A 12,653-nucleotide genomic window follows, 5' to 3' on the forward strand; every position below is an offset into this window, starting at 1 on the left:
TTAGGTATCCTCGCGATACCAGCGCGGCGTATAAATCCACTCGCCGCCGTCGGCGCAGGCGAACCCGCGCGTGGCCGACGATCCGACGATCACCATCGTGCGCATATCGACATCCGCCGGGCGCAGTTCGCCTAGCGTCGTGGCGCGCAGCGTCTCGCCGGGGCGGCCCACGTCGCGCCCCAGCACCACGCGCGTGTGCGGCGCGCGCACGCTGCGCACGATCTCCAGCGCGCGCTCGAGCTGCCATGGCCGCGCGCGAGAGATGGGGTTGTAGAACGCCATCACGAGATCGGCTTGCGCCGCGTGCAGCAGGCGCTTTTCGATCACCGCCCATGGCTTCAGGTTGTCGGAAAGCGAAAGCATGCAGAAGTCGTGGCCGAGCGGCGCGCCGACTCGCGCCGCCGTGGCGAGCGCAGCGCAAACGCCAGGCACGATCGCCAGCTCGACGGCATGCCAGCGTGCGTCGTCCGAACCTTCGAGTGCTTCGAGCACGGCGGCCGCCATGGCGAACACACCGGGGTCGCCCGACGAGACCACGGCCACGCGCCGCCCCTCGCTCGCCATCTCGAACGCATGGCGCGCGCGTTGCAGTTCTTCACGGTTGTCGGTGGCGTGGCGCTGCTGGTCCGCGCGAAACGGGCCCGCCATCTCCACATAGGTCGCGTAGCCGACGATGTCGGTGGCGCTGTCGAGCGCGGCGCGCGCGGCGGGCGTGAGCAGATCGGCCCGGCCGGGGCCGAGGCCGAGCACCGTGAGCTTGCCGCGCGCGCGGCCCAGCGCGAGCGGGTCGAGCGGCGTGGCCGCGCAGGCGAGGGCGACGCCGTTTTCGTTCGGCGCGTAACGCTCGACGTTTGCCGCAAGGTTGAGCGCGGCGAGCGTGGCTTGCGGTGTGTTCTCCGCGCTATCGGCGAAGCGCAGCGGCACGCCGAGTTCCGTTGCCGCCTGGGCGAGCGACGCCTCGCGCATGTACGCGGAAGGGGCGACGAGCGCCGCGAGTGCGAGCGGCGCGAGGCCGTGCGCGTCGAGTGCGTGGCGCACGCTTTCGGCAAGCGCTGCCTGCCGTGCGCCCACGGCTGCAACGATGCTGCGCGGATGAATCACGAGGTCGTCGGGGCTGCCGTTCCAGGCTTGCGCGCTCACGCGTATGGCATGGCGGGCCGAGGCGTCGAGCGGCAGGTCGACGTTTTCGAGCCACGGCGCTTGCCCGTCCACGCGAGTCGTTGCGCCCGCAAGCAAATCGGAGACGAAGCGCTTGCCATGCGCGAGGCTCGCAAGCGCATAGCCCGCAGGCGGATTGAGCAGGCACGTGCCGAAGCGCAATTCGCCGCTCGTAGTAATGGCGGGCGCAACCGCGAGTGCGGCGCCAATTTCGCGCGCCATGACGTTCACGCCGGTCAGTCCGCCGAGCAGCGGCACGACGGCGCTGCCGTCTTCGGCGAGTGCGAGCACAGGCGGCTCCGCGCCCTTGTTCGCGAGCAGCGGCGCGAGGCAGCGGATCACGATGCCCGCCGCGCACAGCGCGACGATAGGCACGCCGCGCGTATAGCATTCGCGCAAATGCGTGCCAAGTTCGTTGAACGCGACATCGCCGGCCACGCGGCCCTGCAACGCATGGACCTGCGCGCCTGGGTAAAGCGTCTGCACGCGCCGCGCCGTGGCGAGCGCGCCGGGCCCGAGGATGACGATGGCGGGCGGCGTCACGACTGCCATTTCGCCCCCGGCACGACGAGCAGCGAGAAGTAGGGCGAGGCCATCGGATCGACGTCGTCGAGCGGGACGATGCGCTGGTTCGCCATCGTTGCGCGCTCGACGTACAGCGCGCGATGCGCGAGGCCCAGTTCGCCCAGCACGCGGCGCACCTTGTCGAAGTTGCGGCCCAGTTTCATGATGACCGCGGCGTCCGCATCGGCCAGACGCCGGCGCAATTCGTCCTCGGGCAGCACGCCCGAAAGCACGGCGAGGCTCTGGTTACGGTAGACGAGCGGCACGCCCAGCACCGCCGCGCCGCCCAGCATCGAGCACACGCCCGGCACGACTTCGGCCTCGTAGCGCGCGGCGAGGCGGTCGTGCAGATACATGTACGAGCCATAGAAGAAGGGATCGCCTTCGCAGATCACGGCCACGTCGCGTCCGGCGTCGAGATGGCGCGACAGCATGTGCGCCGCGCCGTCGTAGAAGTCGGCGATGATCGCTTCGTACGAGAGCGGCGGTTCGAGCGCTTCGGTCGTCACGGGATACACGAGGGGCAGGCGTTCCTGCTGCGCTTCGAGATGGGCTTCGACAATGCCGAACGCATTGCCTTTCTTGCCCTTCGCGACGAAATACGCGACCACGGGCGCGGCCTTGAGCAGGCGCAGCGCCTTGAGCGTGAGCAGTTCGGGGTCGCCCGGGCCGACGCCAATGCCGTGCAGACGTCCTTTGCGGATCATTTATTCGGTCTCCGAAGCGAGTGCGTTGACGGCGGCGGCGGCCATCGCGCTGCCGCCACGGCGGCCGTGCACGACGACGAATGGCACGCCGTAGCGCTCGGCCGCGAGCTGCGCCTTGGACTCGGCTGCGCCGACAAAGCCGACGGGAAAGCCGAGGATCAGCGCGGGGCGCGGCGCGCCGGCGGCAATCATGTCGAGCAGATGAAAGAGCGCAGTGGGTGCATTGCCGATCGCCACGACGCTGCCCGCGAGGTGCGGCCGCCACAGTTCGAGCGCGGCCGCCGAGCGCGTGTTGCCAAGTTCGCGGGCGAGCGTGGGCACGGTGGGATCGTCGAGCGTGCAGATCACGGCGTTGTTCGCCGGCAGGCGCGCGCGCGTGACGCCATAGGCGACCATCTTCGCGTCGCAGAGGATCGGCGCTCCGCCCGCGAGCGCGTTGCGGCCCGCCGTGCCCGCGCCGGCGGAAAACGCGAGGTCGGCGACGACGTCCACCATGCCGCATGCATGAATCACGCGCACGGCGAGTTTTTCGAGGTCGGCGGGAATGCGCGAAAGGTCGGCTTCGGCGCGGATTGTCGCGAACGACTCGCGATAGATCGCCTGGCCGTCGCGGATGTAATCAGACATCTTGGGTGCTCCGGGGCCGCTGCGTGAGTGCTCGTGCAGCGGCTTCGATCGTCAGGTTGCGCGCGACGGGCTCGCCAAAGCGCTGGCCGAAGCCGCTTTGGGTGTCGTCGCGCCGGTACAGGTCGTAGTGGTCTGGGGCGCTTGCTAGCAGCGTGAACGGCGCGCAATGCGCGGCCGCGCAGGAGCGCTCGCAACCGGTGAGGTGGGCTTCGGCGTCGGGCGGCAGCAGGGCGGCGAGGCGCTGGGCGTCGGCTTTCGTGTCCGCGCGGCTTTTTGCGCATCCCGTCGAGCCCGTGCACGCGATGAGGCGCGCGAGCGGATCAGTGCGCGAAACGACGAGCCCGAGCGCGCTCAGGCGTTCGAGCGCGGCGGGCATGGCGTGCGCGGCCACACCGGGCAGCAGCACGCCTTGCCATGGTGTCACGCGCAACGTTGCATCGCCGGAGTCTTCCGCGAGCGCGGCGAGGGCGCGCAGTGTGTGCGCGTCGATACGCCCGAGCGCGGGCTGCGCGCCCACGTAGCCGCTGCCGTCGGCGTGCAGCGTGTGCGCGCCGAGGCGCAAGTCGGCAGGGCTCGCCGCGCGGCGCCACGCGCGCAGTGTGGCCTCGTCACGCATCAGCGCGCGTTGGCCATGCTGTTGCGCGCGCTGTAGCAGCGCATCGAGCGAGTGAGCGGCCAGCACGTGGCGCATGCGCGTTGCGTCCGTGCCTGCAAGATCGAGGAACGCGTGCAGCAGCGCCCGCACCGATGCGCAAACGTCCTCGGCGGCGAGCATGCCGACTGGCTGCGCCGAGGGGCATCCCGCGAGGCCAACGGCGAAGCGCATCGGCGCGCCGTGCGGCAGCGCGGCGAGCCAGATGTCGTGCGCATGCTCGAGCATCGCCATGCGCTCGCCGCCATCCAGCTGGAGCGCGAACTTCGGTGAGAGCGCGGCGCAACGCGGCTCGCGCTGCATCATGTCGATGAGCGCGGCGGCGACTTCCGTCGTGTCACACCAGGCGTTCGGGTCGAGGCCCGCGAGCGGGCTCAGCATCACGTTGCGCAATTCGTCGGCGGCGCAGGCGCGCTCGACCGGGCTCGCGGCTTCGATGCCGGCGGGGCCGAGGCCCGCGCCGATCAGCGTGGCGCTCAACGCCGCTTCCTCGCCGGCGCGCACGCCGCGAATCTGCACGTTCGCACGATTGGTCAGTTCGAGCACGCCGCTCGCGTGCGTCGACGCAGCGTTGGCGAGGGCGCGCGCATGCGCGGCGCTCAGCACGCCGCCAGGCAGACGGATGCGGCACAGGCCGCCGTCGCGCGCCGGGACCACGCGCACGAGCCCCGGGCACGCCGAGGGGCGGAGCACGGCCAGTGCAGCAGCGGGCGAGACGGGCTTCGTTTCGTGTTTCAAGGCAATACCGGGTAAGCATCACGCTGGCGCGGCGCGCTGCCCGCACGGCAGGCGGGAAACGGCAGCGATATCGGTACACCCCGCCCGATATGGCTTTGCGCGAACATTCGGCCGGCAGGTTTCCTGGCTCGCAGGTCGTCGACCGCATCGGCCTTCCCGGTAATACCAGTGGCTTGGGTGGATGCGGTCTCGCTGCTTACAGTCGCGGGGGCGGCCACAGATTGCTGTGTTCCCTTAAATGCCCTAAAGGCGCCGGCGGACACGGTATTATGCCCGTTTTCGCGCGCGCGCCGCCCCGCAATCGGGTCGCAGGCGCGCGGCGGCATAGAGAATCAGGTCATAACGCAGGCAACATCGGGAGAGCGAATGCAGGGCGCGCAGGCATGGCTGACGGTGGTAGGCATAGGCGACGACGGCTACGCGGGGCTCGGGCGCGCCGCCCGGCGCGCGCTGTTCGACGCGGTCATCGTGACAGGCGGCGAACGCCATCTCGCGATGCTGCCCTCGCGCGTGCGCGCGCGTCGCGAAGCGTGGCCACAGCCGTTCAGCGTCGATGCGCTGCTTGCGCACCGGGAGTCGAATGCGCCCGTGTGCGTGCTCGCGAGCGGCGACCCCATGCTGTTCGGCGTAGGCGCGACGCTCGCGCGCCGCGTGGCGCCCGGTGAAATGCGCGTGCTGCCCGCGCCGTCGTCGCTCTCGCTCGCGGCGGCGCGCAAGGGGTGGGCCTTGCAGGATGCGGCGATGGTCTCGCTCGTCGGCCGTCCGCTCGATGCGCTGCGCCGTCATCTGTACGCGCGCTCGCGTGTGCTCGCGCTGAGCGCGGATGGGCGCACGCCCGCGGCGCTTGCGGCGTTGCTCGCCGAAGCGGGCTTCGGCGCCACGCGTCTTGCCGTGTTCGAGCATCTGGGCGGCCCGCTCGAACGGCGCATCGAAGGCCGCGCCGATGCGTGGCACGTCGAAGAAGCCGCAGCGCTCAATCTCGTCGCGTTCGAATGCGCAAGCGATAGTCCGCAAGCGCTCGCGCGCGGCTGGACGCTCACGCCCGGCCTTCCCGACGAAGCCTATCGCCATGACGGCCAGATCACGAAGCGCGACGTGCGTGCGCTCACGCTCGCGCGTCTCGCGCCGACGCCCGGCGCGCTGCTCTGGGACGTGGGCGCGGGCAGCGGCTCGATCGGCATCGAGTGGATGCGCTCGCACGCCGCTTGCCGCGCGATCGCGATCGAGGCGCACGCCGGGCGTCAACGCTTCATCGAGCACAATCGCGCGGCGTTGGGCGTGCCCGGTCTGCAACTCGTTGCGGGCCGCGCGCCCGACGCGCTCGCGGGGCTCGCTGCGCCCGACGCGGTCTTCATCGGCGGCGGCGTAACCGCGCCCGGCGTGCTGGACGCGTGCTGGGCGGCGCTCGCGAGCGGCGGGCGGATCGTCGCGAACGCGGTGACGGTGCAGAGCGAAGCGGCACTCGTGGCATGGCGCGCGCAGCACGGCGGCACGCTCACGCGCATCGGTATCGGCGAGGCGCAGCCGCTGGGCGGCTTCGACACCTGGCGTCAGGCCTTGCCCGTCACGCTCTACGAGGCCGTCAAGCCATGACGGCGCGCATCCTGCTGCTCGGCGGCACGGGCGATGCGCTGGCGATCGCGCGCACGCTGGGCCCCCAGCACGTGTACTCGCTCGCGGGCCTTGGCCGCGTGCCCGCCGATCTTGCCTGCGCGGTGCGGGTGGGCGGCTTTGGCGGGGCAGAAGGGCTCGCGCGCTTTCTCCGCGACGCAAACATCGCACTCGTCTTCGACGCCACGCATCCCTATGCCGCGCAGATCAGCGCCAACGCGGCGCGCGCATGCATGGCGGCCCGCGTGCCGTACTGGGCGCTGCGGCGTGCGCCGTGGCAGGCGCTGCCCGCCGACGACTGGCGCCTGGTGGGCGGCTGGAGCGGCGTAGCCGAGGCGATCGCGCCGTTCGCGCGCCCGCTCTTCACGCTCGGGCGCGAGCCGCTTGCGCATCTGAACGACGTGCCGCCGCAGCAGTTCTGGACGATCCGTTGCCTCGAAGCGCACCCCGGCCACGCCCGCGCGCGCATCATCGACGCGCGCGGGCCGTTCACCGCCGACGGCGAACGCGCGCTCTTTACCGAAGCGTGCATCGACGTCGTGGTCAGCAAGAACAGCGGCGGCGCCGCGACCGAAGCGAAGCTCGCCGTCGCGCGCGAAATGGGCCTGCCCGTGGTGATGATGCAGCGGCCGCCGCTGCCCGGCGCGCAACGTGAATTCGCGTCGGCGCAAGAAGCAATCGACGCGCTCGCGCACCCTATTTAGCGGAGTTTCCACGCATGACTGTTTTCTTCATCGGCGCGGGGCCGGGCGATCCTGAACTGATCACCGTGAAGGGCCAGCGCCTCGTGCGCAGCTGCGCCGTCATTCTCTACGCGGGCTCGCTCGTGCCGCCCGCGGTGCTCGAAGGCCACCGCGCGCACAAGGTCGTGGACACGGCGCCGCTCACGCTCGACGAGATCGTCGCGTTGCTGGAAAGCGCGCATGCCCAGGGCTTCGACGTGGCGCGCGTGCATTCGGGCGACCCGTCGCTCTATGGCGCCATCGGCGAGCAGATCCGGCGGCTGCGTATGCTCGGTATTCCTTATGAAGTCGTGCCCGGCGTGACCGCGACCGCTGCGTGCGCGGCGGCGCTCGGCAGCGAACTCACGCTGCCTGGCATTTCGCAGACGCTCATTCTCACGCGCTACGCGACGAAAACGCCGATGCCCGAAGGCGAGCAGCTAGGCGACCTCGCACGTCACCAGGCGACGCTCGCGATTCACCTGGGCGTGCGCCATATTGCGCGCATCGTCGAGGAATTGCTGCCGCACTACGGCGAGGACTGTCCGGTCGCGGTGATCTATCGCGCGAGCTGGCCCGACGAGGAGCGCGTGACGGGCACGCTCGCGGATATCGCTCAGAAGGTGCTGGCCACGGATATCGAGCGTACGGCGCTCATTCTCGTGGGGCGCGTGCTCGCGGCGGAAGGCTTTGCGGATTCGACGCTTTATGGGGCGGCGAAACGGTAGGGCTACGAAAGCGCACGCAAGTGCGCGCGCAGCTTGTCGACCTCACCTTTGGCGAACGCTTTTTCGATTTCCTCATGCGTTTCCTGCCAGACCGGAAACGCCGCGTTGAGCAATCGATGCCCCTCGTCAGTGAGGCTCAGCAAACGGCTGCGCTTGTCTTGCGGGTCCTGCCCGATGACCACGAGGCCGCGCCGCTCCAGCGGCTTGAGCGCAGCCGTGAGCGTGGTGCGGTCCATGGCCAGCAGCGACGCCACATCTTTCATGCCAGGCGGATACGGCCGGTTCAGCGACATCAGCAGCGAAAACTGCCCGTTCGTGAGATCGAGCGGACGCAGCGCGTCGTCGAAAATGCGTGCGAGATTACGTGCCGCCCGCTGCATATGCAGACACAGGCAGCAATCGCGCACCAATAGCGTGGTTTCGAAGGGAAGTTTCTTTGCGTGTGCCATGTTGCAATTATGTTGATATCAACCTATGCTGTCAAGGCCGGATGGGGCGACGCGCCGTTGCCCCGTTTTTGGACCCGTTTTTCAGACCCGTAGTCAGACCAGCAGGCGGAGGACACATGAGCGATCAGAAACTGTTTCTCGCGGTTTTTCTCGGCACCAAAGACAACGCGCGCATGAAGGGTTGGGCGGCGCTTTCCGAAGCAGATCGGCATGCCAGGGAAAAGGAGGGCATTGCGGCCTGGCATGCGTGGGTCGAAAAGCACAAGGCGTCGATCGTCGATATGGGCGGCCCGCTCGGCAAGACCAAGTCGATTGGCGAGCACGGCATCGCGGATACGTCTAACGCGCTAACGGGCTACACCGTGCTGCGTGCCGCATCCCACGAAGAGGCCGCGAAGCTGTTCGAAGGGCACCCGCATTTCTCGATTTTTCCGGGCGAGGGCGTCGAAGTGATGCCCGTTCTGCCGATTCCCGGTGTCTGAACGGAGCCGCGTCATGAAACTCTACGGTTTTGCCGGCACGCGTTCGCAACGCGCGCTGTGGGGCCTCAAGGAAGTCGACGCCGATTTCGAATTCATCTCGGTCAATCTGCTCGAAGGCGAGCACAGGCGGCCCGAATATCTGCGCATCAATCCCGCAGGCAAGGTGCCTGTGTTGATCGACGGCGACCGCGTGATTCCCGAATCGGCCGCAATCGTGCTGTATCTCGCGGATAAATATCCGCAGAAGGCGCTGTTGCCCGCCGATCTCGACGAGCGGGCGCAGGCCTATCGCTGGACTCTGTTCGCCGTCACCGAACTGGAACAGCCGCTCTGGAGAATCACGCGGCATTCGTTCCTTTATCCGCCGGAAAAGCGCAGTCCCGCCGATATCGAGCTTGCGCGGGAGGAGTTCAGGACGATGGCCGCCATTCTCGAGAAACACCTCGAAGGACGCGAGTTCATCGTCGGCAACACGCTCTCGGTCGCCGACTGCGTGACGGTGTATCTGATGGACTGGGCCAACGAAGTGCAACTGCTGGAGGGCTTCCCGCGTTTGCAGGCGTATCTGGAGCGTCTGTATGCGCGTCCCGAAGCGCCGCAGCGCATTGCCGAAGCGCGCAAGGCGGCGTAAATGGAAAGCGGCCCAACCGGAACCTGCAGATTGGGCCGCCTCGCCACCGCGTTACGCCATGTCAATGCGCGCGCGCGTGCTCATGATCCTCGTGCGTGCGCGGCTGCGTCACCGTACTCACCACAACGAGCACGATCACGTTCACGAACAGCGCAAAGAAGCCGATGTTGATGTCCTTGAGCGCATCCGGCGCGAACGGAACCAGCTGAGCCACGCTCACATGCGTGAGCGTCGTGACGATCACCACAAGCACGCCCGCCACGATGCCGCAGAACGCGCCTTGCTTCGTCACGCGATTGCGCGCGGAAAGGCTGCACACCAGCGCCGGGAACAGCTGCGTGACGAAGTTGTAGCCCATCAGCAGCAGCGCGACGATGGTGTCGCCGCCCTTGAGCGTGAAGCCGACCGCCACGAGCGCGATCACCGGCACGAAAACGCGCGCGAGCCTCGCGACTTGCGCGTCGTCCGCGCTCTTCGCGAGCGCGCCGCGATAGACGTCGTTGGCGAGCAGTGTAGAAGCCGTGGTGAGGATCATCGAGCCCGGCACGAGTGCGGTGAGCACGCCCGCCGCGCCGATCACGCCCACGAACCACGGATCGAACGTCTGCAGGGCGAGACGGAACAGCGAGAGGTCGATGTCGGAACCCTTGAGGCCCGGCACCTTGAGCACGGCCGCGAAGCCGCAGAAGAACACGAACAGCAAAATGAGCTGATAGAGCGGCAGGATCATCGCGTTGCGGCGGAAGATGCGCTCGTTCTTCGCGGTGTAGACCGACATGAAGGTGTGCGGCCACATGAAGAAGCCCAGTGCCGTGAGCAGCACGGTGGACTGGAACCACGTCACGCTCTGGCCTCTCGCCGGGAACGTGAGGAAGCCGGGCTTGGCGGCGTCGATGGCGCGGAACATCTCGCTCAGGCTGCCATAGTGGTGAATCGGCAGGTAAATGCCGAGGAACACGGCGATGGCGAGAATCATCGTGTCCTTCACGACCGAGTTCCACGCACAGCCGCGCACGCCCGAAACGATCACGTACGCCGTGACCACGGCCGCGCCGATCCAGATCGCCGCCGTGGAGGAAATCGCGCCATAGGAGGCCGTCGTCACGATGATGCCGAGGCCCTTGAGCTGCAGCACGAGATACGGCACGAGCGCGAGCACGCCCACGCACGCCACCAGCACGCCCAGCGCGGGGCTCTGATACTTGCGCGCGAAGAAGTGCGGCTGCGAGACGAGTCGGTGCTGCTTGGCGAAGCGCCAGACGGGCGGCAGCATCCAGTACGAGAGGATGTAAGCAAGCGTGCCGTAAGCCAGGATGTAGTAGACGGGCGCGCCCTTGCCATAGGCGAAGCCGCTGCCGCCGAGGAACGTGAAGGTCGTGTAGATCTCGCCCGCCATCAGCAGGAACACGAACGCGGTGCCGAAGCTGCGGCCGCCCACGGCCCACTGCTCGAGATTCATGTCGTGCCCGCGGCGGGCGCGCATGCCGAGGTAGAGCGCGGCGAAGGTCATCGCCGCGATGATGATGAGGGCGCTCATGATCGCACCTCCGCGTCCGCTTCGCCCGCAAGCCGGTTGACCGGGTCGAGCCGGTAGATGATTCCCATGATCACTGCGGCCAGCACGACCCACATGACGATCCACGCGAGCACGAGCGGCATGCCGAGCACGAGCGGCTCGGTGCGATTGACGAACGGCACCCCTAACAGGATGCCGATAAAGGGCAAGGCAGCGAGCAACCGCAGTGACATGGCAACTCCTCTTTCATATGAGAAGAAAAGAAACGTCGCGTCGGAGTGCGAGGCAAACCACTCTATGCTTGTGAACGCGCCCCGTAAAGCTGCCAAAAATACTGAAGAGCTTGCTGGAGATATTGGTGCGACGCGCCATTTTTTCCGACATCGGGGACATCGGGCCGGCCTTGCGTTTGCAGCAAGCGGGGACGCCAAACGCCGATCCGGCTACACTTCCCGCAGCCCGGCGCGCTTTTTGCGCATGCCCTTAACGGATCGACCCATGATCGAGAGCCTGATTTCAGACATCCTGTTCGGTTTTATCGGACTCATCAGCATCATCAATCCCTTTAGCGGTGCATTTGTTTTTCTCGATCGCACCGCAACGCTTACCGACGAAGGGCGGCGCGTGCTTGCCAAACGCGTGGCGGTCAATGCGTTCTTCGTGCTCGTCGCGGCGTTTTTTGTCGGCACGCCCATCCTGCATTTCTTCGGCATTTCGTTGGAGGCGCTGCGTATTGGCGGCGGCCTCGCAGTGGCCGTGGCCGGCTGGCAAATGCTCAACGCGCCGGAGCCTGAACCGCCCTCGGTCGATCTTCCACCCAGGCCCGTGAGCCCGAGTTCGGCTGCGGGCAAGGTCTTTTTTCCGCTGACGATACCGCTCACCACGGGGCCCGGTTCGATCGCCACGGCCATCGCGCTGAACGCCAACCGCACGCACAAGCTTTCGGCCTGGCTGCTTTCGAGCGTCGCGTCGCTCGTGATTTCCCTGCTCGTCATGCTCGTGATCTATTACGTATATAGCCGCTCAGCGCGGCTTTCACAGTACCTGGGTGTGGAGGGCACGCGCGTGGCCATGCGCGTGTCGTCGTTTCTGCTCCTGTGCATCGGGGTGCAGATCATACTGACTGGCCTGACCGGCTTTCTCACGCCGATCGCCGACCTGCGCGCCGCGAAATAGCGGCGCGTTCGAACGGGCCGGCGCACGAGCGTCCTCAAACGAAGGAGACCATCATGTGCCGCTGGCTCGCTTATAGCGGGAACCCCGTCCAGCTCGAAACCGTGCTGTTTCATGCGCGCCATTCGCTGATCGACCAAAGTCTGCATTCGACCAAAGGCGCCACCACCACGAATGGCGACGGCTTCGGCATGGGCTGGTTTCAGGACCCGCACGACATTCCGTATCGCTACCGCAGCGTGCATCCGGCCTGGAACGACCGCAACCTGCGCGAACTCGCGCGCGCGGTGCGTGCGCCCATGTTCATCGCGCATATTCGCGCGGCCACCGACACGCCGGTGCAGGAAACGAACTGCCATCCGTTTCGCCACCGGCGCTGGATCTTCGCGCACAACGGGCTCATTCGCAGCTATGCGCTCATGCGCCGCGACCTGCTCGTCGCGATCGATCCGGAGCGCTTTAACGCGCTTGAAGGATCGACCGATTCCGAAGCGATGTTTTATCTGGCCATGACGTTCGGCCTCGAAATCGATCCCGTAACAGCGCTCGAACGCATGGCGGGTTTCGTGGAGGCCACGGCGAAAAAGCACGGCATCGAACCGGCGCTCAACATGACCGTCTGTGCTTGCGACGGCGAGCAGATCGTTGCAGCGCGCTATTCGAGCGAACGCAACTCGCGCTCGCTCTTTCACACTACGGCGTTCCGGCATCTGCGCGAACTGTATCCCGACGACCCGCGCATCGTCGCGGCCGGCGACGACGCGTATCTGCTCGTCTCCGAGCCGCTCGGCGACAGGCCCGAGGTATGGGCCGAAGTGCCGGAATCGACGGCGGTCGTCGTGCGCGGGCCCAAGGTCGAATACCGGCCGTTCGTACCGGTTGCACCTTAAGGCGC

General features: G+C 67.5%; 14 protein-coding genes and 1 riboswitch. Of the genes, 7 read left to right on the top strand and 7 right to left on the bottom strand.

Annotated elements, in window-relative coordinates; all coding sequences use genetic code 11:
* The 4 genes from cobJ to cobG are packed head-to-tail and all read right to left on the bottom strand — an operon-like array spanning position 1 to position 4,446.
* The gene (gene cobJ, locus BHE01S_RS14910; protein WP_042265250.1) at positions 1-1,710 is read right to left on the bottom strand and encodes a precorrin-3B C(17)-methyltransferase; all 1,710 of its coding nucleotides are present in this window, start codon (positions 1,708-1,710) and stop codon (positions 1-3) included.
* Positions 1,698-2,429 (bottom strand): precorrin-2 C(20)-methyltransferase, encoded by a 732-nt coding sequence (locus BHE01S_RS14915; RefSeq protein ID WP_042265251.1) that lies wholly within the window; start codon positions 2,427-2,429, stop codon positions 1,698-1,700. Before BHE01S_RS14915 ends, cobJ begins: the two co-directional genes overlap by 13 nt.
* The gene (locus BHE01S_RS14920) at positions 2,430-3,056 is read right to left on the bottom strand and encodes a precorrin-8X methylmutase (RefSeq protein ID WP_042265252.1); all 627 of its coding nucleotides are present in this window, start codon (positions 3,054-3,056) and stop codon (positions 2,430-2,432) included.
* Entirely contained in the window at positions 3,049-4,446 is a 1,398-nt protein-coding gene (gene cobG, locus BHE01S_RS14925) for a precorrin-3B synthase (protein ID WP_042265253.1), read from the bottom strand. The genes BHE01S_RS14920 and cobG overlap by 8 nt, the downstream gene beginning before the upstream one ends.
* A 97-nt stretch (positions 4,447-4,543) precedes the next feature.
* A riboswitch (cobalamin riboswitch) is annotated at positions 4,544-4,718 on the bottom strand.
* Positions 4,719-4,812: 94 nt separating this feature from the next.
* Between cobG and BHE01S_RS14930 the strand changes: the two genes are divergently transcribed.
* Genes BHE01S_RS14930 through cobM form a run of 3 tightly spaced genes read left to right on the top strand, consistent with a single transcriptional unit; the run spans position 4,813 to position 7,507 of the window.
* Positions 4,813-6,039: a bifunctional cobalt-precorrin-7 (C(5))-methyltransferase/cobalt-precorrin-6B (C(15))-methyltransferase gene (locus tag BHE01S_RS14930; RefSeq protein ID WP_042265255.1), complete on the top strand. Its 1,227-nt coding sequence runs from the start codon at positions 4,813-4,815 to the stop codon at positions 6,037-6,039.
* Positions 6,036-6,761, top strand: coding sequence for a cobalt-precorrin-6A reductase (locus tag BHE01S_RS14935; RefSeq protein WP_042265256.1), 726 nt, complete (start codon positions 6,036-6,038; stop codon positions 6,759-6,761). Before BHE01S_RS14930 ends, BHE01S_RS14935 begins: the two co-directional genes overlap by 4 nt.
* A 14-nt stretch (positions 6,762-6,775) precedes the next feature.
* Positions 6,776-7,507 (top strand): precorrin-4 C(11)-methyltransferase, encoded by a 732-nt coding sequence (gene cobM / locus BHE01S_RS14940; RefSeq protein WP_042265257.1) that lies wholly within the window; start codon positions 6,776-6,778, stop codon positions 7,505-7,507.
* Between the two features lie 2 nt (positions 7,508-7,509).
* Here the strand turns inward: cobM and BHE01S_RS14945 are convergent, their stop codons facing one another.
* Positions 7,510-7,956, bottom strand: a complete 447-nt coding sequence (locus BHE01S_RS14945) for a MarR family winged helix-turn-helix transcriptional regulator (protein WP_042265258.1) — start codon at positions 7,954-7,956, stop codon at positions 7,510-7,512.
* A gap of 116 nt (positions 7,957-8,072) precedes the next feature.
* Here BHE01S_RS14945 and BHE01S_RS14950 point away from each other — a divergent pair, with 116 nt between their 5' ends.
* On the top strand, positions 8,073-8,438 hold the full coding sequence (locus BHE01S_RS14950) for a YciI family protein (protein WP_042265259.1): 366 nt from the start codon (positions 8,073-8,075) through the stop codon (positions 8,436-8,438).
* A gap of 13 nt (positions 8,439-8,451) precedes the next feature.
* Positions 8,452-9,069: a glutathione S-transferase family protein gene (locus tag BHE01S_RS14955; protein WP_042265260.1), complete on the top strand. Its 618-nt coding sequence runs from the start codon at positions 8,452-8,454 to the stop codon at positions 9,067-9,069.
* Between the two features lie 61 nt (positions 9,070-9,130).
* Here the strand turns inward: BHE01S_RS14955 and BHE01S_RS14960 are convergent, their stop codons facing one another.
* Both BHE01S_RS14960 and BHE01S_RS14965 read right to left on the bottom strand, forming a co-directional pair.
* The gene (locus tag BHE01S_RS14960) at positions 9,131-10,606 is read right to left on the bottom strand and encodes a sodium:solute symporter family protein (RefSeq protein WP_042265262.1); all 1,476 of its coding nucleotides are present in this window, start codon (positions 10,604-10,606) and stop codon (positions 9,131-9,133) included.
* Positions 10,603-10,818 carry a DUF3311 domain-containing protein gene (locus BHE01S_RS14965; protein WP_042265264.1) on the bottom strand — a complete coding sequence of 72 codons (216 nt, stop codon included), beginning with the start codon at positions 10,816-10,818 and terminating at the stop codon, positions 10,603-10,605. Before BHE01S_RS14965 ends, BHE01S_RS14960 begins: the two co-directional genes overlap by 4 nt.
* Before the next feature lie 265 nt (positions 10,819-11,083).
* Between BHE01S_RS14965 and BHE01S_RS14970 the strand changes: the two genes are divergently transcribed.
* Positions 11,084-11,761, top strand: coding sequence for a MarC family protein (locus tag BHE01S_RS14970; protein WP_042265266.1), 678 nt, complete (start codon positions 11,084-11,086; stop codon positions 11,759-11,761).
* A gap of 53 nt (positions 11,762-11,814) precedes the next feature.
* Positions 11,815-12,648 carry a class II glutamine amidotransferase gene (locus BHE01S_RS14975; protein ID WP_042265268.1) on the top strand — a complete coding sequence of 278 codons (834 nt, stop codon included), beginning with the start codon at positions 11,815-11,817 and terminating at the stop codon, positions 12,646-12,648.
* Positions 12,649-12,653: the final 5 nt, after the last annotated feature.

This window comes from Paraburkholderia heleia NBRC 101817 (assembly GCF_000739775.1).
In the GTDB taxonomy this organism is placed as follows: Bacteria; Pseudomonadota; Gammaproteobacteria; order Burkholderiales; family Burkholderiaceae; genus Paraburkholderia; species Paraburkholderia heleia.

Excerpts from the sequence above, each read along its gene's own strand:
- BHE01S_RS14935 (WP_042265256.1), top strand. The coding sequence starts at position 6,036 with ATGACGGCGCGCATCCTGCTGCTCGGCGGCACGGGCGATGCGCTGGCG.
- BHE01S_RS14975 (WP_042265268.1), top strand. The coding sequence starts at position 11,815 with ATGTGCCGCTGGCTCGCTTATAGCGGGAACCCCGTCCAGCTCGAAACC.
- BHE01S_RS14955 (WP_042265260.1), top strand. The coding sequence starts at position 8,452 with ATGAAACTCTACGGTTTTGCCGGCACGCGTTCGCAACGCGCGCTGTGG.
- BHE01S_RS14945 (WP_042265258.1), bottom strand. The coding sequence starts at position 7,956 with ATGGCACACGCAAAGAAACTTCCCTTCGAAACCACGCTATTGGTGCGC.
- cobM (WP_042265257.1), top strand. The coding sequence starts at position 6,776 with ATGACTGTTTTCTTCATCGGCGCGGGGCCGGGCGATCCTGAACTGATC.
- BHE01S_RS14950 (WP_042265259.1), top strand. The coding sequence starts at position 8,073 with ATGAGCGATCAGAAACTGTTTCTCGCGGTTTTTCTCGGCACCAAAGAC.
- BHE01S_RS14960 (WP_042265262.1), bottom strand. The coding sequence starts at position 10,606 with ATGAGCGCCCTCATCATCATCGCGGCGATGACCTTCGCCGCGCTCTAC.
- BHE01S_RS14915 (WP_042265251.1), bottom strand. The coding sequence starts at position 2,429 with ATGATCCGCAAAGGACGTCTGCACGGCATTGGCGTCGGCCCGGGCGAC.
- BHE01S_RS14970 (WP_042265266.1), top strand. The coding sequence starts at position 11,084 with ATGATCGAGAGCCTGATTTCAGACATCCTGTTCGGTTTTATCGGACTC.
- BHE01S_RS14920 (WP_042265252.1), bottom strand. The coding sequence starts at position 3,056 with ATGTCTGATTACATCCGCGACGGCCAGGCGATCTATCGCGAGTCGTTC.
- cobJ (WP_042265250.1), bottom strand. The coding sequence starts at position 1,710 with ATGGCAGTCGTGACGCCGCCCGCCATCGTCATCCTCGGGCCCGGCGCG.
- BHE01S_RS14930 (WP_042265255.1), top strand. The coding sequence starts at position 4,813 with ATGCAGGGCGCGCAGGCATGGCTGACGGTGGTAGGCATAGGCGACGAC.
- BHE01S_RS14965 (WP_042265264.1), bottom strand. The coding sequence starts at position 10,818 with ATGTCACTGCGGTTGCTCGCTGCCTTGCCCTTTATCGGCATCCTGTTA.